This is a genomic window from Micromonospora sp. NBC_01638 (assembly GCF_045209745.1).
Classification (GTDB): domain Bacteria; phylum Actinomycetota; class Actinomycetes; order Mycobacteriales; family Micromonosporaceae; genus Micromonospora.
On the sequence record NZ_CP109273.1, the window covers coordinates 926,418 to 944,329 of the forward strand.

Here is a 17,912-nt window from a genome sequence, read left to right on the forward strand (position 1 = left end):
ACGGTGTCGGCTATGTCCGACGCACATCTCACTGAGCGGTCGCTCGACAGCGGTCGCGAGCCGGTGGAGCTGACCGAAGAGCCGATCCAGCTCAGCACCCGGGACTCCGGGGGCGATTCCGATGAGCGGCCGGGCGGCTGGTCCCGGCGGCGCAAGATCGGTTGGACCGTCGCGCTGGTCGTCGGTCTCGCGGGCGCCGGCGTGCTCGGTGTCGCTGGGTGGCGGGTGGCGCAGCAGAAGGACACCCAACTGACCTCGCCCGAGCACGTGGCGGGCCTGATCAGGGACGACAGCGAACGGGCGAAGAGCACTGCCGACTACTTGCGCAGCGGCCTCGCCGCGGACATTGAGTTGGACCGCAGCTTCGGCACGGTCTACCGCGACCCGGCCGACGACAAGCGCTCGGTGCTCATCTTCGGGGGCATCACCCTGCTCTGGCAGCCGGAGCGCGACCTGGACAGCCTCTTCCGCCTCATGTCGGACGAGACCGGTGCGGTGAGAGGCCTGCGCGAGGTTCCCGCCGGCGAGCTGGGCGGCGTGATGAAGTGCGGCAGCACCAGCGGCGAGGGCGGCGACTTCGCGGTGTGCGGCTGGGCCGACCACGGCAGCGTGGTGATGGCGATGTTCCCGGGGCGGCCGGTCAGCGACGCCGGCGGCCTGCTGCGCAACCTCCGCGCCGACATTCAGACCCGAAACTGACCCGCGAGCCTGACCAGGCTCTTCGAGCGGGTCTGGATACGTGGATACGCAGAAAGGGCCACCCTCACGGGTGACCCTTTCTGGAAAGATTGTCCGGCGGCGTCCTACTCTCCCACACCCTCACGAGTGCAGTACCATCGGCGCTGGAGGGCTTAGCTTCCGGGTTCGGAATGTGACCGGGCGTTTCCCCTCCGCCATGACCGCCGTAACTCTATCGACATATCAAACAACACCACACACAATGGTCTGTTGTTCGTTTATCGAGAGTTGCACAGTGGACGCGTAGCAGCTTAGTAGTCAAGTCCTCGGCCTATTAGTACCGGTCAACTGAACCCGTTACCGGGCTTACATTTCCGGCCTATCAACCCAGTCGTCTAGCTGGGGGCCTTACCCCACCAAGGTGGGTGGGATACCTCATCTTGAAGCAGGCTTCCCGCTTAGATGCTTTCAGCGGTTATCCCTTCCGAACGTAGCTAACCAGCCGTGCCCTTGGCAGGACAACTGGCACACCAGAGGTTCGTCCGTCCCGGTCCTCTCGTACTAGGGACAGCCCTTCTCAAGTATCCTACGCGCGCGGCGGATAGGGACCGAACTGTCTCACGACGTTCTAAACCCAGCTCGCGTGCCGCTTTAATGGGCGAACAGCCCAACCCTTGGGACCTGCTACAGCCCCAGGATGCGACGAGCCGACATCGAGGTGCCAAACCATCCCGTCGATATGGACTCTTGGGGAAGATCAGCCTGTTATCCCCGGGGTACCTTTTATCCGTTGAGCGACACCGCTTCCACTCGCAAGTGCCGGATCACTAGTCCCGACTTTCGTCCCTGCTCGACCTGTCAGTCTCACAGTCAAGCTCCCTTGTGTACTTGCACTCAACACCTGATTGCCAACCAGGCTGAGGGAACCTTTGGGCGCCTCCGTTACCTTTTAGGAGGCAACCGCCCCAGTTAAACTACCCACCAGACACTGTCCCTGAACCGGATAACGGTCCGAAGTTAGATACCCAAATCAACCAGAGTGGTATTTCAAGATTGCCTCCACCCATACTGGCGTATGGACTTCACCGGCTCCCACCTATCCTACACAAGCTAATTCGAGTACCAATGTCAAGCTATAGTAAAGGTCCCGGGGTCTTTCCGTCCTGCCGCGCGTAACGAGCATCTTTACTCGTACTGCAATTTCGCCGGGCCTGTGGTTGAGACAGTGGGGAAGTCGTTACGCCATTCGTGCAGGTCGGAACTTACCCGACAAGGAATTTCGCTACCTTAGGATGGTTATAGTTACCACCGCCGTTTACTGGCGCTTAAGTTCTCCGCTTCGCCCCCGAAAGAGCTAACAGGTCCCCTTAACGTTCCAGCACCGGGCAGGCGTCAGTCCATATACATCGAATTACTTCTTCGCATGGACCTGTGTTTTTAGTAAACAGTCGCTTCCCCCTGCTCTCTGCGGCCATACAACGCTCCACCCGCGCGGGGCTTCACGTCTCCGGCCCCCCTTCTCCCTAAGTTACGGGGGCAATTTGCCGAGTTCCTTAACCACAGTTCGCCCGATCGCCTCGGTATTCTCTACCTGACCACCTGTGTCGGTTTGGGGTACGGGCCGCTAAGAACTCGCTAGAGGCTTTTCTCGGCAGCATAGGATCACTGACTTCACCTGAATCGGCTCGGCATCACGTCTCAGCCAACATGTGTTGCGGATTTGCCTACAACACGGCCTACACGCTTACCCCGGCACAACCACCGGCCGGGCTCAGCTACCTTCCTGCGTCACCCCATCGCTTGACTACTACCCATCAGGTTCCCACGCTCCCCACCATCAGTCCGAAGACATCAAGCAGCTCGGGTGGTTAGCACAACGAGGTTCATCAGGGACGCTCTTTCGCGGGTACGGGAATATCAACCCGTTGTCCATCGACTACGCCTCTCGGCCTCGCCTTAGGTCCCGACTCACCCAGGGCGGATTAGCCTGGCCCTGGAACCCTTGGTCATCCGGCGGAAGGGTTTCTCACCCTTCTTTCGCTACTCATGCCTGCATTCTCACTCGTGCCGCGTCCACAACTGGGTCACCCCGCTGCTTCACTCGCGGCACGACGCTCCCCTACCCATCCACACACCTGCACAAGGAATCAAGTCCAAGCAAGGTTAAAATGTGAATGCCACAGCTTCGGCGGTGTGCTTGAGCCCCGCTACATTGTCGGCGCGGAACCACTTGACCAGTGAGCTATTACGCACTCTTTAAAGGATGGCTGCTTCTAAGCCAACCTCCTGGTTGTCTGTGCGACCCCACATCCTTTTCCACTTAGCACACGCTTAGGGGCCTTAGCTGGTGATCTGGGCTGTTTCCCTCTCGACTACGAAGCTTATCCCCCGCAGTCTCACTGCCGCGCTCTCACTTACCGGCATTCGGAGTTTGGCTGATTTCGGTAAGCTTGTGGGCCCCCTAGACCATCCAGTGCTCTACCTCCGGCAAGAAACACGCGACGCTGCACCTAAATGCATTTCGGGGAGAACCAGCTATCACGGAGTTTGATTGGCCTTTCACCCCTAACCACAGGTCATCCCCCAACTTTTCAACGTTGGTGGGTTCGGCCCTCCACGCGGTCTTACCCGCGCTTCAGCCTGCCCATGGCTAGATCACTCCGCTTCGGGTCTAGGACACGCGACTGAATCGCCCTATTCAGACTCGCTTTCGCTACGGCTCCCCCACACGGGTTAACCTCGCCACATGCCACTAACTCGCAGGCTCATTCTTCAAAAGGCACGCCGTCACCCCGTAAGGCTCCGACGGATTGTAGGCGAACGGTTTCAGGTACTATTTCACTCCCCTCCCGGGGTACTTTTCACCATTCCCTCACGGTACTTGTCCGCTATCGGTCACCAGGAAGTATTTAGGCTTACCAGGTGGTCCTGGCAGATTCACGGCAGATTTCAGGGGTCCGCCGCTACTCGGGAACACCCACAGAAGGTCAGCAACTTTCACCTACCGGACTTTCACCGTCTACGGTCAGCCATTCCAGACTGTTCGACTAGCCACTAACTTTGTAACTTCTCGAACAAGTGTCAGCTTGTTCAGCAGGGTCCCACAACCCCGACCACGCAACCCCTGACAGGTATCACACGCAGCCGGTTTAGCCTCGATCCGCTTTCGCTCGCCACTACTCACGGAATCACTAAATTGTTTTCTCTTCCTGCGGGTACTGAGATGTTTCACTTCCCCGCGTTCCCTCCACACACCCTATGTGTTCAGGTGTGGGTGACACCACATGACTGGTGCCAGGTTTCCCCATTCGGACACCCTGGGATCACAGCTTGGTTGACAGCTCCCCCAGGCCTATCGCGGCCTCCCACGTCCTTCATCGGCTCCTGGTGCCAAGGCATTCACCGTTCGCCCTTGACAACTTGACCACAAAGATGCTCGCGTCCACTGTGCAATTCTCAACAAACGACCAACCCACAACCCGATCCGCCCCACACCAAACCCGACCAACCGCCGGCGGTATATGAGGCCAGGCCATGCCTGGCAACCTCGCAAAGCTATTACGCTTCACTCAAGGCTCTGAAACAACAACACAACGGTTGTTCCTTCAGGACCCAACAGGGTGCTTAGCGCCTCCACCCAGCCGCACCAAGACCAACCCGTTCCCACCACCCCAAAGAGTGGCTGTACTAAGAAGTCTCAGCCGTTGCCGAGGAAAAACTTGCCAGTGTCTCCGCCATCTGAGCACCCCAACCCAACACTATGTGGGCCGCGGGCTCCATACCGGCTTTCACCGGATGGTGCTCCTTAGAAAGGAGGTGATCCAGCCGCACCTTCCGGTACGGCTACCTTGTTACGACTTCGTCCCAATCGCCAGCCCCACCTTCGACGGCTCCCTCCACAAGGGTTGGGCCACCGGCTTCGGGTGTTGCCGACTTTCGTGACGTGACGGGCGGTGTGTACAAGGCCCGGGAACGTATTCACCGCAGCGTTGCTGATCTGCGATTACTAGCGACTCCGACTTCACGGGGTCGAGTTGCAGACCCCGATCCGAACTGAGACCGGCTTTTTGGGATTCGCTCCACCTCACGGTATCGCAGCCCATTGTACCGGCCATTGTAGCATGCGTGAAGCCCTGGACATAAGGGGCATGATGACTTGACGTCATCCCCACCTTCCTCCGAGTTGACCCCGGCAGTCTTCGATGAGTCCCCGCCATAACGCGCTGGCAACATCGAACGAGGGTTGCGCTCGTTGCGGGACTTAACCCAACATCTCACGACACGAGCTGACGACAGCCATGCACCACCTGTGACCGCCCCCGAAGGACCTCACATCTCTGCGAGTTTTGCGGCCATGTCAAACCCAGGTAAGGTTCTTCGCGTTGCATCGAATTAATCCGCATGCTCCGCCGCTTGTGCGGGCCCCCGTCAATTCCTTTGAGTTTTAGCCTTGCGGCCGTACTCCCCAGGCGGGGCGCTTAATGCGTTAGCTGCGGCACAGGAAACCGGAGAGGCCCCCCACACCTAGCGCCCAACGTTTACAGCGTGGACTACCAGGGTATCTAATCCTGTTCGCTCCCCACGCTTTCGCTCCTCAGCGTCAGTTTCGGCCCAGAGACCCGCCTTCGCCACCGGTGTTCCTCCTGATATCTGCGCATTTCACCGCTACACCAGGAATTCCAGTCTCCCCTACCGAACTCTAGCCTGCCCGTATCGCCCGCAGGCTTGGAGTTGAGCCCCAAGTTTTCACGGTCGACGCGACAAGCCGCCTACGAGCTCTTTACGCCCAATAAATCCGGACAACGCTCGCACCCTACGTCTTACCGCGGCTGCTGGCACGTAGTTGGCCGGTGCTTCTTCTGCAGGTACCGTCACTCTCGCTTCGTCCCTGCTGAAAGAGGTTTACAACCCGAAGGCCGTCATCCCTCACGCGGCGTCGCTGCATCAGGCTTCCGCCCATTGTGCAATATTCCCCACTGCTGCCTCCCGTAGGAGTCTGGGCCGTGTCTCAGTCCCAGTGTGGCCGGTCGCCCTCTCAGGCCGGCTACCCGTCGTCGCCTTGGTAGGCCATTACCCCACCAACAAGCTGATAGGCCGCGAGCCCATCCTAGGCCGAAAAACTTTCCACCCAACCTCATGCGAGACCAAGTAATATTCGGTATTAGCCCCCGTTTCCGAGGGTTATCCCAAAGCCTAGGGCAGGTTGCTCACGTGTTACTCACCCGTTCGCCGCTCGAGTACCCCGAAGGGCCTTTCCGCTCGACTTGCATGTGTTAAGCACGCCGCCAGCGTTCGTCCTGAGCCAGGATCAAACTCTCCAACAAAAAATTAGTTGAACAGCATCCTGACAACAAACAAATGTTGCCAAAGGAATCCCAACCAGCCAGACCCGAAGGCCCAACCAGTCCGGGGTATAAATCATAATTGGCACTGGCTTTTAAAGCACCCTGTTGAGTTCTCAAAGAACAACCACACACCGATCAAAAGCCCCACCACAGTGGAACCCCATCCCGGGGCCTTCCGCGCTGCGTCCCCAACGCTTTCCAGCGCCAGGCACTTTTACTACGTTACCCGCTCGTTTCCGCCGTGTCAAACCGATGTTTCGCGGTTCGTCATGCTTCACCCGATAATGCGGATATCATTACTCATCCGGTTCCACGATGACGCACGCCGTTACCGGCGGTCGTTTCTTTCGTGGGAAACCGCAGACCGGCCGATCACCGCTTCGCGGCTCTCCGCCCGGCTCCTGCCGGCTTCAGCACTCTACCCGGTCAGCTTCGCGTTCGCAACTCCGTATCCGGAGTGTTCCGCACCGCCCGATCCTCAGTCTCGCTCGGCGTTTCCGCCACGATCCTGGCGCCCGTTCTCGGCCGGTTTGTCCGGCCTCCCCCGTGCAGAGAGAAAGTTACGCGGACGGCCCGGAGAAGGCAAATCAGGGTTCATCACTGGTTTGGTCGACCGGCACCGGATGGTCCTCGGCGCAGCCGGCGACGCGGGCCCTTCGGACGTGCCAGAGTGTCAGGCATGGATGAGTACGGGCTCCGCGCCAGGGTGTTCGCCGAGGAGGCGCTGCTCGGCGTTCTCCTGCCGTTCTGGCAGGTGGTGATCGGTGCGGTGGTGCTGGTCGTCCTGGTGCTCTCGGTGGGACGACTGGCCCGACGGGGTAAATCCCGGATGACCACCGCGCTGCTGGTCACCGCCGTGGCCATCGCCGGGTTCGCGGTGCTCGGTGTGCTGCTGCAGGGTTGAGGCTCAGAGCCGGCGGTTGGCCAGGCTCGGCAGCTCGGCCCGGACCACGGCGAGCCGATCGAGGTCCAGATCGACGACGGAAACTCCTGGGCCGTCCGGCAACTGGGTGAGGACCGTCCCCCACGGGTCGACCACCATGCTGCGCCCGAAGCAGGTGCGACCTGGCTCGTGATCGCCGCTCTGGCCAGCCGCCGCCACAAAGCACTGGTTCTCGATCGCCCGGGCCCGCAGCAGGACCTCCCAGTGATCCCGCCCGGTGTGCATCATGAATGCCGCCGGAACCACCAGCAGCTGTGCACCGCCATCGGTGGCCAGCAGCCGGTACAGCTCCGGGAAGCGCAGGTCGTAGCAGATCGACAGGCCGACCCGCAGACCCTCGACATCCACCACTACCGGTTGAACCCCGGGCGCGACACTCGCCGACTCCCGGTAGGAGACCCGACCGGGGATCTCCACGTCGTACAGATGGATCTTGCGGTAGCTGGCGGCCAGATTGCCGGAGCGGTCGAAGACCAGCGACGTGTTCCAGGTGTGCTCCGGGTCCGGGCCGGCCTCGTGGAACGAGCCGGCCACCAGCCAGATCCCGAGCCGCCGGGCGATCCCGGCGAAGAAGCTGCCAACCTCACCGTCCACGGGCTCCGGCTCGGGTAGCCCGGCGGCGGGACCGAGGTAGTCGACGTACTCCGGCAGGACGGCGAGGTCCGCGCCGCCAGCGGCGGCGCGTTCCAGCAGGACCTCCGCGGCGGCCAGGTTGGCCTTGCGGTCGTCCCGGGCGTTCAGCTGGCAGACGGCGACGCGCATGAGCACAGGGTACGGCCGGAAGGGCCGGAAAGAGCGCATTGGCGGGCGCCGTCGAGCAGACCGGCGACCGCCACCCAGCCCAGCACCCGTCGCCGAGCCGCAACCGCAGCCCGGTGCCGACGGCCAGCGCGAGGCCGAACGCGATCGAGCTGGCTCGGACCGCCGTCACCGGCCACCTGCCGGCGCACTCGTCGGCCTGGCCAGCACACCGTCGGGCGAATGGGACCGCCGAACGCGTTCACGCCGGCCGCGTCAGGACTGAGCGACCGGCGTGACACGGGCAGGATCAGGCCGACTTCTCCTCGCGGTCCCGCCGGGCCCGACGCCCGGTGAACTCGCGCGGAACGATCGTCGGGTTGACGTTCTCCAGGACCACCTCGCGGGTGATCAACACCCGGGCGGCGTCGGGGTTGCTCGGCACCTCATACATCGCGGAGAGCAGAACCTCCTCGATGATGGCCCGCAGGCCACGGGCACCGGTGCCCCGCAGCATCGCCTGGTCGGCGATCGCCTCCAGAGCCGGCTCGTCGAACTCCAGCTCCACGCCGTCCAGCTCGAAGAGCCGCTGGTATTGCCGGACCAGGGCATTGCGCGGCTCGGTGAGGATGCGCACGAGGGCGTTCCGGTCCAGACTGCGCACGTTGGTGATCACCGGCAGTCGGCCGACGAACTCGGGGATCAGCCCGAACTTGAGCATGTCTTCCGGCATGACCCGGCTGAAGATGTCATCGGTCGACCGTTCGGAGACCGACCGGAGCCGGGCACCGAAACCGGTGCCGCCCTGACCGGTGCGGGACTCGATGATCTGATCGAGGCCGGCGAAGGCGCCACCACAGATGAACAGCACGTTGGTGGTGTCGATCTGGATGAACTCCTGGTGCGGGTGCTTGCGCCCGCCCTGCGGTGGCACGTTGGCCACCGTGCCTTCGAGCATCTTGAGCAGGGCCTGCTGCACGCCCTCACCGGAGACGTCCCGCGTGATCGACGGGTTCTCCGACTTACGGGCGATCTTGTCGACCTCGTCGATGTAGATGATGCCGGTCTCGGCGCGCTTGATGTCGTAGTCGGCGGCCTGGATCAGCTTGAGGAGGATGTTTTCCACGTCCTCGCCGACGTAGCCCGCCTCGGTCAGCGCGGTGGCATCAGCGATGGCGAACGGCACGTTCAACATCCGCGCGAGGGTCTGCGCGAGGTGGGTCTTGCCGCACCCCGTCGGGCCGAGCAGCAGGATGTTGGACTTGGCCAGCTCGACGGCGTCACTGCCGGAGCCCGGCGCATTGGCCGCCTCTGCCTGGATCCGCTTGTAGTGGTTGTAGACCGCGACGGCGAGCGCCTTCTTGGCCTGGTCCTGTCCCACCACGTAGTTGTCGAGGAACTGGCAGATCTCCATCGGCTTGGGAAGCTCTTCCCACTTCACCTCGCCGGACTCGGCCAACTCCTCTTCGATGATCTCGTTGCAGAGATCGATGCACTCGTCGCAGATGTAGACCCCAGGGCCCGCGATGAGTTTCTTGACCTGCTTCTGCGACTTGCCGCAGAAGGAGCATTTCAGTAGGTCGCCGCCGTCACCGATCCGTGCCACCTACGTTCTCCCTGCACTCATCGGCCGGAGACCCGGCCCTGACCTGCGGGCGCTGCGCGCCGCCCGGCTTAGTTCACCCCGCCGGCCAACCGGCGAAGCGGTACGGACCCGACGTTACCCGCTGGCGGGGCATTCTCCGACCCCCAAAACGGGTGTGTCAGAGGTCGGCCGGGAACGCGTGCCCCGGCCAACCTCTGACCCGGTATTGCTCAGCTGGCGGCGTGGGTCGCCAGCAGACCCTTCTTGCGGCTGGTCAGGATCGTGTCGACCAGCCCGTACTCCTTGGACTCCTCGGCCGTCATGATCTTGTCACGGTCGATGTCCTTGCGAACCTGCTCGATGGGGCGGTTGCAGTGGCGGGACAGCATGTCCTCCAGCTGCGTACGCATCCGCAGGATCTCCCGGGCCTGGATCTCGATGTCCGAGCCCTGCCCGTAGCCGCCCTCGGTGGCCGGCTGGTGGATGATGATCCGCGAGTTCGGAAGAGCCATCCGCTTACCCGCGGTGCCCGCCGACAGCAGCACCGCTGCCGCGCTGGCGGCCTGCCCGAGGCAGACCGTCTGGATGTCCGGGCGGACGTACTGCATGGTGTCGTAGATCGCCGTCATCGCGGTGAACGAGCCACCCGGCGAGTTGATGTACATGATGATGTCGCGGTCCGGATCGGTGCCCTCGAGCGTCAGCAGCTGGGCCATCACGTCGTTGGCCGACGCGTCGTCCACCTGGACGCCGAGGAAGATGATCCGGTCCTCGAAGAGCTTGTTGTACGGGTTCGACTCCTTGACCCCGTACGACGTGCGCTCGACGAACGACGGCAGCACGTAACGGTTGTGCACGGCCGCGAACTGGGGCGGCAAGCTCAGATCGGTCATCGTCAGCTCCTCAGCTCAGGGTCCCGGCGCCATCCGGAACCTGAGCGGCTCCGATGATCACCTTGTCGATGAAGCCGTAGTCCATGGCCTCCTGGGCGGTGAACCAACGGTCCCGGTCCGAGTCCGCCTCGATCTGCGACTGGGCTTGGCCGGTGTGGTGCGCGACCCGCTCCTGGAACATCCGCTTCGTGTAGAGCATCTGCTCCGCCTGGATGGCGATGTCGGATGCCGTGCCACCCAGACCACCGGACGGCTGGTGCATCATGATCCGGGCGTGGGGCAGGGCGTACCGCTTGCCCTTGGTACCCGCGCAGAGCAGCAGCTGGCCCATCGAGGCCGCCATGCCCATCGCCACGGTCGACACGTCGTTGTCGATGAACTGCATCGTGTCGTAGATCGCCATGCCGGAGTAGACCGAGCCACCCGGCGAGTTGATCCACAGATTGATGTCGCGGTCCGGGTCCTCCGCGGCGAGCAGCAGCAGCTGCGCGCAGATGCGGTTGGCGACCTGGTCGGTCACCTCGCTGCCCAGGAAGATGATGCGTTCCTTGAGCAACCGGTTGTAGACCGAGTCGTCGAGGTTGCCAATGGTGTCGCCACCTCGGGCATCAATCGCCCGGAGCGGCTTCGCTGGGATGTGCATGTCGGTCATGGCAGCCCTTCGCTCTCCGTACCGTCTTTCCCGACACTAACCGCTGTACCGGGCGGCAGAGTCCCGGTCGGGGCACTGTTCGCTCTCAGCGCAGCTGTGTCGGGCGTACCCGCGGCGCGGGCTCCGGGCGTACCCCGGAAAGGATTCGGCCGCCGTCCACCGCAGAGCGGCGGACGGCGGCCGCACCCGACGGTCAGTGGTTGTGCTCGGCCTCGTTGGCAGCACGCAGCGCGTCGAGGGTGACCTCGTTGCCGGCCGAGTCTTTGATCTTGATCCGCTCCATGACGGCCGCGAGCGCCTTGCCCCGCCGCACATCGCCGAAGACCGCGGCGGCTGCGCCGGAGCGCACCAGCTGGTCGTAGTACTGCTGAGGGGCCATCCCTGCGCGCTGCGCCCGGTGCACGATCTCGTGCCCGAACTCGTCGTCGGAGACCTGCACGTCCTCCGCGTCGGCCAGCGTGTCCAGCAGAAGCTGGACCTTCACGCCCTCGGTCGCCGCCTCGGCCAGCTCGGCGTCGATCTGCTCCTCGGTCTTGTCCTCGGCGGCGAGGTATTCCTCCATCGAGGCGCCGATCCGCTCCAGCTGGTCGACCATCGCCTGCTTGCGGCTCTCGACCTCCTCGCGGACGACACCCTCGGGGGCCGGAATCTCGGCGGCCTCGACCAGCTGCGCGAGCGCCTTGTCGCGAGCGGCGTAGATCTGCTCGACCTGCTTGCCCTGGGTGACCCGCGCCCGCAGATCGCCGCGCAGCTCCTCGATCGTGTCGAACTCGCTCGCCATCTGGGCGAACTCGTCGTCCAGCTCGGGCAGCTCCTTCTCCTTGACCGTGCGCACGGTCACCGCCACCTCGGCGTCCCGACCGGCGAAGTCGCCGCCGACCAGCTGGGTGGTGAAGGTGGTGTCCTCGCCAGCGGCGAGGCCGACCACGGCCTCGTCGAGGCCAGGGAGGAGCTGCTTGCTGCCCACCTCGTGGGAGATGTTGCTCGCCTGGCCGCCCGGCACGTCCTCGCCGTCGACGGTGGCGTTCAGGTCGATCTGGACGTAGTCGCCCTCGGCGGCGGCCCGCTCGACGGTCTTGAGGGTCGCGAAACGCTCCCGCAGGTTCTTCACCTGCTCGTCGATCTCACTCTCGTCGATCTGCAGCTCGTCGACGGTCACCTCGATGGTGGTCGCGTCCGGGATGGTGATCTCCGGACGAACGTCGACCTCAGCGGTGAAGTTCAGCGAGTCACCGTCGTTGAACTCGGTGATCTCGACCTCAGGGCGCCCCAGCGTCTTCAGGTCGTGCTCGCGTACCGCGGCGAGGATGTTCTCCGGGATGGCCTCCTGGACCGCCTCATTGAGGACGGTGCCCCGGCCCACCCGCTGGTCGATCACCGCGGTCGGCACCTTGCCCCGGCGGAAGCCCGGAACCTGGACCTGCGAACCGATCTCCCGGTACGCCTTCTTGAGGCTCGGCTCGAGCTCGACGAACGGCACCTCGATGGCGAGCCGCACGCGCGTCGGGCTCAGAGTCTCGACGGTGCTCTTCACAGGCGTACTCCTTGACGGATCTCAGTTGAGTCTGGGCGTGATTCAGCCCATCGAGTGTAGGTGAGCCGGCCTGACGCACCGGCAACGCCCGGGGACCGCACTGGGCGGCACCCGGGGCGACGCGGCCGCGGACGACAGTCGGGGTGGCGGGATTTGAACCCACGGCCCCTCGCTCCCAAAGCGAGTGCGCTACCAAGCTGCGCCACACCCCGTGGCGACGAGCAGTCTATGCCGTCGCCGCGCCTCAGGCGGTGCCGGGGCATCCCCCACCCGGACAAAGCCCTCAAAACCCCCCGTACCGCCCCACCGCGCAAGGGCCAGCGTTGCGACGCGGCGCCGGGGACGACGCGGCACCGCGGGGCGGTGGCGCGGTTACACGTCGGGCACGAGCATTGGGTACGCTGTCTGCGCGCCCCGTGTGAGCGGGGTGCACGCGGGCGTAGCTCAATGGTAGAGCTTCAGTCTTCCAAACTGACTACGCGAGTTCGATTCTCGTCGCCCGCTCCACGCATGAAGGCCCAGGTAGACCGCACAATCGCGGCACCTGGGCCTCTCCACTTCTCCCCGAGTGTTGGCGCCGTCCACGATTCTCTTCCAATCCCCGCAGCCGGCCGTATGCGGTCAGCGTGGGACGTACTCGTCTGCAGAGTGGACCAACAGGCGGAAGCCCATCGGCACCCGCTGGTGACGAGGCAGGCCGAGCACTTCGTAGTCGACCGCGAGATCATCGAAGGTGACCCCTGATCCGGAAGCCATCGCCACGTCCGGGATCGTGATCGTGACGAAGACCGGCAGCTCCATGCCCGCAGCTACCCTGATCGAGCTGAACGGGACCGCCGCAGCAGGGTCAAACACGACGGCACTGGCCTTCTCAGGATGGTTTACCGCCAGCCGGGCGATCTTGAACACCTGCTGATCGACGGGATCATCATTGATGCCCGTGATCGTCACCGGCCATGGACCGGGATTGCGGATGGACGCGCCGAACGTGACCTGCCTTCCCGGATCGATGGCGAATCGCACGTCCGTCCTTGACCCTTCCGTGCGGGACTCGGCGTCAGCCCCGTGCCACCACGCGCTGCCGTGATCGAGGCGATGGCCGATCGTGGCCGACAGGTACGCAGCGCGCAGTGCGATAGCCAGCATCGCGGCGACCCGGAGCCGCAAACGACGCGCGACAGACGGCGTCTGCGAGGGACGAGCATCGGGCACGGCAAGTCGGCGGCGCGGTCCTCGTGTGGGAATGCCCACCCTGGCGGCTGGAGGATCCGCGACGGCCGGCACGGCGGGCCGGAGCGGCAACGTCATGGCAGCGCACGCTATAGCGCACATTCGCCCGGCGGTGCCCGCCCCAACCGGGGTTCTGCTGGCGTTTCGATCGTCGTGCCCGTTGCCTGCCCTGGGCGCGGGACCCGAGAGGTAGCGGCCGTGGACGTTGCGCGACATGTCGTTGCTGGCTGGCACACTCCGGCGCATGGGCGGAAGTGTTAGCCGGTGCCGCACGCCTTGCCGCCGAACATGGCCTTGTCTGCTGCGATCCGCGTGGGTCACGAGCTGCTCTGGCCCCTTGAGAGGGAGCGCCCAACCATGATCCTGCCGAAGGTGCGGGACCCTCGCTTCACCACGCTCCGCCGCGGTGGAACCCTCACTGATTCGCATCATCGTCTCCTCGCACTGTGGGCGGCGTCGTGCGCGGAGCACGTCCTTCACCTGTTCGAGTCGGTTCAGCCTGCGGACCGACGACCACGTAAAGCGATCGAGCACGCCCGCGCCTGGGTGCGCGGTGAGGTCACGATGATGCAGGCTCGCGCGGCGGGCGGCCATGCGATGGGCGCGGCCAGAGACCTGCGTGGGGCAGCACGGCACGCCGCGTACGCCGCTGGCCAGGCGGGGGCCGTCGCACACGTCGCCGCACACGAACTCGGTGCGGCCGCCTATGCGATCAAGGCCGCACGTGCTGCCGCGCCGGAAGGCGAGAGCGATGCCGCAGGGCGATTCGAGTGCCGGTGGCAGCGCGACCAGCTCCCGGAGGAGATTCGCGAGTTGGTACTCGATGACCAACGGTTGCGGAACGACATCTGCTGGTCAGTGTTCGACTGCTGAACGGGCGTGTCGCAAGACGTCGGGGGCGCGCCGCGCAGGCAGGTAACAATCACCGCTCTACTCATCGCCGCTGGCGTGCTCGTCCTCTTCGTCCCCGCCAGTGACGAGGGCAGGGTCCTCGTGCCACTCAGCGAGGGCCACGGACTATCCGCCGTGGACGCGGTCGGCGCAGCACTGCTGGCGTTGGGTGGCACCTGGCTGGAAGTGCTCGTGGTCCGGCGCCTGCCGCACCTCGCCCTGCCCCCACGGGCCCTGTTCGCACTCGGCCTGCTGGCCGGCCTCGGCATCGGGCTCCTGATCGCCTCGGTCTTTTCGGGATTCTTCTGGTGGTGGGCTGTCGGCGCCACCGCACTTGGCGTTGCCGTCCTCGTCCTCGTACCCCTCACGGCACGCCGTTGAGGTCGTCGACCGAACGCCGGTCGCGCCTCGACATCGGCGGCAGTGATGAGTGACCACTGCCGCCGCACGGACCACCCCGGACGTGTCACGAGGCGCGCGGCAGCGCGAGCCAGTCCCGCCAGGTGATGTCGCGGCCCAGACAGCGGGGCTGCTGGAAGGGCCAGTCGGCGGCGATCCACTGCGGCACCAGCGCATCCAGCGCGCGCTCCACCTCACTGCCGACCAGGTCGTCCACCACCCACCAGGCGACCTCGCCGTCGGAGCCGGTGCGCTCGGGCGGGTCGATGTAGACGCAGCCGAGGATCGCCGTCTCATCCTCGTCCAGCAGCGCGTAGTTGAACGACTGGTGCGCGGCTATCTCCTTCTCGTGCCGCAGCAGGTCGAGGCGGTCCTCTTCATAGGTCATCGTCTCCGGAGGCCAAGCCCAGGCCGGGCCGAAGACCTCCCACAAGCGCTCCCGGGAGCCCATCACAGCGGGGTAGTCGAGCGCGGTGTCCGCCTCCCGGATCGGCCGCAGGTGCAGCGCGGTGCCGGGCACGGGCACGTAGACCGGGTGGACGAAGTCATCAGGCAGCCAACTCATAACGGCCGAGGCTACAACCGAGGGGTACGGGATGATCAGGCGCAGGCGCCAACCGCGCGGCGGCCCGCTCGGCTGGCAACGCCAGCGTCGCCACCGCCCGGAAGACCGGCACCAGGCCGTGGAGCTGGGTGGTCACGGCCTCCGGCAGGGGCAGCTGCCGCCCACGGTGCCGGTTGTCGGGTCGCCCCGACGCGCGAGCCCGTCGAGCCGCCGTGCGAACAGCGGCTCAACGAGCCTCGCGTGTCACTTCAGGTGGAACCGTTTGTCGACCGCGAGGGCCGCCAACTGCTGCACGGAGAACGGCAACTGCTTCAACGCCGGACGGTTCACGTCGAGCTTCGCGCCCTGCGCCACGAAGACCACCACGCCATCCGGGTGCCGGTACGCCGACCACTGGTCGAGCCGATCGTCGTTGCCCGGTCGGGCCACCACACCGACCTGCGCCGCGCCGACGGTCTCGACCTTACAGTCGCCCTCCATGCCCCAGAAACTTCGGGCCAGCGCACACGGGTCGGTCGGCAGTTGGTTGCCGGCGTCGTGCACCTCGACGATCACTCGCCCGGCGCTCTCCCCCTGGGCCACGGCGACCGAGGACAGGTAACTCCACATGTCGACGCCGTTCACCCGGTCCTCGAATTGCGCCTGGTGGGTCCGCAGCGTCCTCTGCTCGGCGGGCTGGTTCGGCGGGTCCTCCGGCATGGTGTAGCCGGCGGGTACGACCGAGACGACCTCGTTGAGCAGGCGGAGTCCCTGGTCGTACTTGGACCCGGCCCGCGCGGTCCGGTCCTCCTGCGGGCGACCGTCCGGCCCGGTCGGCCACGGCTGCTTGCTGTCCCCCGACGAATCCGGGGTGGCCAGTGGCCCGGAACCCGCCTGGTAGACGAGGCCGCCCGGGGTGGCGACGGCCGCGAAGCCGGTGACCGCCAGGACGACGGCCGCCGAACCGAGGACCGCCCCCAAGGTACGGCGGCGGAAGTGCGCCCGCCGCGCCGCGCCCAGCGTGGCCTGCGTACTCAATGGTGGTGGTGGGATGGTGCTCGCCATCTCGCTGCGCAGCCCCTCGCGCAACTCTTCCTCGTTCATCGCTCCCCCATCTCGGTCCCGCTGTAGGTGGGTGCCAGGAGGCCGCGCAACGTGTCGAGCCCGCGCGCCGCCTGGCTCTTCACTGTCCCTGGAGAGCACTCCAGCAGCGTTGCGACGTCCTCGATCGACAGGTCCTCCCAGTACCGGAGAACCAAAACGGCCCGCTGGCGTGGTGCAACGGCGGCCAGTGCCTGGAGCAGCACCAACCGACTCTCCGGCGAATCGGGCGGGGCCACCTGTTCGGTGTTCTCGCCCCCTACCCGCTCGCGCCGCCACCAGCCGCGACGCCGCTCATCAAGGAATGTCCGGATCAGGATCTGGCGCACATAGCTGTCGAGCACCTCATGTCCCGAGATCCGGTTCCAGACCCGGTAGAGCTTGACGAACGCGGTCTGGACCAGGTCCTCGGCCCGGTGCCAGTCGCCACACAACAGGTACGCGGTGCCGCGCATGACACCGGACCTCGCGGCGAAGTACTCGGCAAACGCCTCGTCGCGATCGCTCATTCAGGCCTCCGATCCCCGTTTCCGAGATAGTCACGCCGGGTCTGGCTCGGAGGGTTGCTCCCCCGGACTGAGATCTTTCGCCACGAGACGAGCGCTCGACGGCGATCCGACCGACTACCGGGCGAGACGGAACGGCCGGCCACGGATGAACCGTGGCCGGCCGGGTAAGCAGCGGCCTGGCCTGGTGGGGAGACGACCGGTGTCGCGGTGTGCCGCGACGGGGCGCGCGGGCGGGCGGCGGATGCCGACCCGCCCGGCGTTTCCCCGGTCGTCAGTTCGACGAGATCCAGTTCCAGGCCGAGACGACCCACTCGGTCTGCTGGAGCCAGTTCACACCGAGGCCGGCGAGGAATACCGCAGTCGCCAGGTGGGCACCTCGGGCGCTGCGGCGGACCCGTCCCAGCTGCCGCTCCCACACCACCCGGCCGATCAGCCGGGACAGGGCGAACAGGCCGACCGCCACCAGCAGGCTGAGCACCAGCACGAGCAGCGGGCCGCTCAGGTCACCCTGGCCGGAGAGCGCCCAGATCCCCCAGCAGACGAACGCGAAGAGCCCGGCCGCAGCGCTCCACTCACTGCCGCGACGCAGCTGCGCCATCCGCCAGCTCAACGACCGGCGCGGGGTCGGCCCGCCCGGCCAGCCGGTGCCGGTTGGCTCCTGCTCGACCACCGGGAACGGCTCGGTCCGCGGGTTGCGGCGCTGGCCCACCGGAGCCACACCCCGGCGGAAACCATCGCGCTGCGGCGGCACCCCGACGCCGGCCTGCGGTGGCACCTCCACGGTCCGCTCCGCCCACGGCTGCGTCTGGTCTGCCATCTCGTCCTCCCCCTGACCGACGACATCACCGTCGCCTGGATTCGAGGGTAGCC

The 17,912-nt window shown here is 65.3% G+C and carries 14 protein-coding genes, 2 tRNA genes and 3 rRNA genes; 5 read left to right on the top strand and 14 right to left on the bottom strand.

Going from position 1 to position 17,912, the window contains the following annotated elements:
• Positions 1–12: 12 nt before the first annotated feature.
• A complete protein-coding gene (locus OG811_RS04205; protein ID WP_406072277.1) occupies positions 13–699 on the top strand; it encodes a hypothetical protein in 687 nt (228 codons plus the stop codon).
• A gap of 91 nt (positions 700–790) precedes the next feature.
• Here the strand turns inward: OG811_RS04205 and rrf are convergent.
• The 3 genes from rrf to OG811_RS04220 all read right to left on the bottom strand — a co-directional run bounded on the left by rrf (position 791) and on the right by OG811_RS04220 (position 6,002).
• Positions 791–907 (bottom strand): 5S ribosomal RNA (gene rrf / locus OG811_RS04210).
• A gap of 85 nt (positions 908–992) precedes the next feature.
• Positions 993–4,104 (bottom strand): 23S ribosomal RNA (locus OG811_RS04215).
• 383 nt (positions 4,105–4,487) lie between these two features.
• Positions 4,488–6,002, bottom strand: a 16S ribosomal RNA gene (locus tag OG811_RS04220).
• Together the 16S, 23S and 5S rRNA genes form the textbook arrangement of a ribosomal RNA operon.
• 700 nt (positions 6,003–6,702) lie before the next feature.
• Between OG811_RS04220 and OG811_RS04225 the strand changes: the two genes are divergently transcribed.
• Entirely contained in the window at positions 6,703–6,927 is a 225-nt protein-coding gene (locus OG811_RS04225) for a hypothetical protein (protein ID WP_406072278.1), read from the top strand.
• 3 nt (positions 6,928–6,930) lie between these two features.
• On the opposite strand, the gene OG811_RS04230 is transcribed toward OG811_RS04225, so the two are convergent.
• The 6 genes from OG811_RS04230 to OG811_RS04255 all read right to left on the bottom strand — a co-directional run bounded on the left by OG811_RS04230 (position 6,931) and on the right by OG811_RS04255 (position 12,580).
• Complete coding sequence (locus OG811_RS04230; RefSeq protein WP_406072280.1) at positions 6,931–7,728, bottom strand: carbon-nitrogen hydrolase family protein; 798 nt, start codon at positions 7,726–7,728, stop codon at positions 6,931–6,933.
• A gap of 286 nt (positions 7,729–8,014) precedes the next feature.
• Positions 8,015–9,310 (bottom strand): ATP-dependent Clp protease ATP-binding subunit ClpX, encoded by a 1,296-nt coding sequence (gene clpX / locus OG811_RS04235; protein ID WP_406072282.1) that lies wholly within the window; start codon positions 9,308–9,310, stop codon positions 8,015–8,017.
• A gap of 209 nt (positions 9,311–9,519) precedes the next feature.
• Positions 9,520–10,182, bottom strand: a complete 663-nt coding sequence (locus OG811_RS04240) for an ATP-dependent Clp protease proteolytic subunit (RefSeq protein ID WP_272613084.1) — start codon at positions 10,180–10,182, stop codon at positions 9,520–9,522.
• 10 nt (positions 10,183–10,192) lie between these two features.
• Positions 10,193–10,834, bottom strand: coding sequence for an ATP-dependent Clp protease proteolytic subunit (locus OG811_RS04245; protein ID WP_406072284.1), 642 nt, complete (start codon positions 10,832–10,834; stop codon positions 10,193–10,195).
• Positions 10,835–11,027: 193 nt separating this feature from the next.
• Positions 11,028–12,368 (bottom strand): trigger factor, encoded by a 1,341-nt coding sequence (tig, locus tag OG811_RS04250; RefSeq protein WP_406072285.1) that lies wholly within the window; start codon positions 12,366–12,368, stop codon positions 11,028–11,030.
• A gap of 138 nt (positions 12,369–12,506) precedes the next feature.
• Positions 12,507–12,580 (bottom strand) — tRNA-Pro (locus OG811_RS04255).
• Between the two features lie 221 nt (positions 12,581–12,801).
• On the opposite strand from OG811_RS04255, the gene OG811_RS04260 reads away from it, so the two are divergent.
• A tRNA-Gly gene (locus OG811_RS04260) sits at positions 12,802–12,875 on the top strand.
• Positions 12,876–12,989: 114 nt separating this feature from the next.
• Here the strand turns inward: OG811_RS04260 and OG811_RS04265 are convergent.
• Entirely contained in the window at positions 12,990–13,514 is a 525-nt protein-coding gene (locus OG811_RS04265) for a hypothetical protein (RefSeq protein WP_406072286.1), read from the bottom strand.
• Between the two features lie 441 nt (positions 13,515–13,955).
• Between OG811_RS04265 and OG811_RS04270 the strand changes: the two genes are divergently transcribed.
• Together OG811_RS04270 and OG811_RS04275 are read left to right on the top strand one after the other, a co-directional pair.
• Positions 13,956–14,471: a putative immunity protein gene (locus OG811_RS04270; protein WP_406072287.1), complete on the top strand. Its 516-nt coding sequence runs from the start codon at positions 13,956–13,958 to the stop codon at positions 14,469–14,471.
• Positions 14,472–14,477: 6 nt separating this feature from the next.
• The gene (locus OG811_RS04275) at positions 14,478–14,870 is read left to right on the top strand and encodes a hypothetical protein (protein WP_406072289.1); all 393 of its coding nucleotides are present in this window, start codon (positions 14,478–14,480) and stop codon (positions 14,868–14,870) included.
• Positions 14,871–14,955: 85 nt separating this feature from the next.
• Here OG811_RS04275 and OG811_RS04280 read toward each other — a convergent pair whose 3' ends face one another.
• The 4 genes from OG811_RS04280 to OG811_RS04295 form a co-directional block, all read right to left on the bottom strand.
• On the bottom strand, positions 14,956–15,453 hold the full coding sequence (locus OG811_RS04280; protein WP_406072291.1) for a GNAT family N-acetyltransferase: 498 nt from the start codon (positions 15,451–15,453) through the stop codon (positions 14,956–14,958).
• Positions 15,454–15,696: 243 nt separating this feature from the next.
• On the bottom strand, positions 15,697–16,536 hold the full coding sequence (locus OG811_RS04285; protein WP_406072293.1) for a hypothetical protein: 840 nt from the start codon (positions 16,534–16,536) through the stop codon (positions 15,697–15,699).
• Positions 16,533–17,042, bottom strand: a complete 510-nt coding sequence (locus OG811_RS04290; RefSeq protein ID WP_406072295.1) for a SigE family RNA polymerase sigma factor — start codon at positions 17,040–17,042, stop codon at positions 16,533–16,535. Before OG811_RS04290 ends, OG811_RS04285 begins: the two co-directional genes overlap by 4 nt.
• A 271-nt stretch (positions 17,043–17,313) precedes the next feature.
• Positions 17,314–17,859 (bottom strand): hypothetical protein, encoded by a 546-nt coding sequence (locus OG811_RS04295; protein ID WP_406072297.1) that lies wholly within the window; start codon positions 17,857–17,859, stop codon positions 17,314–17,316.
• Between the last annotated feature and the right edge of the window lie 53 nt (positions 17,860–17,912).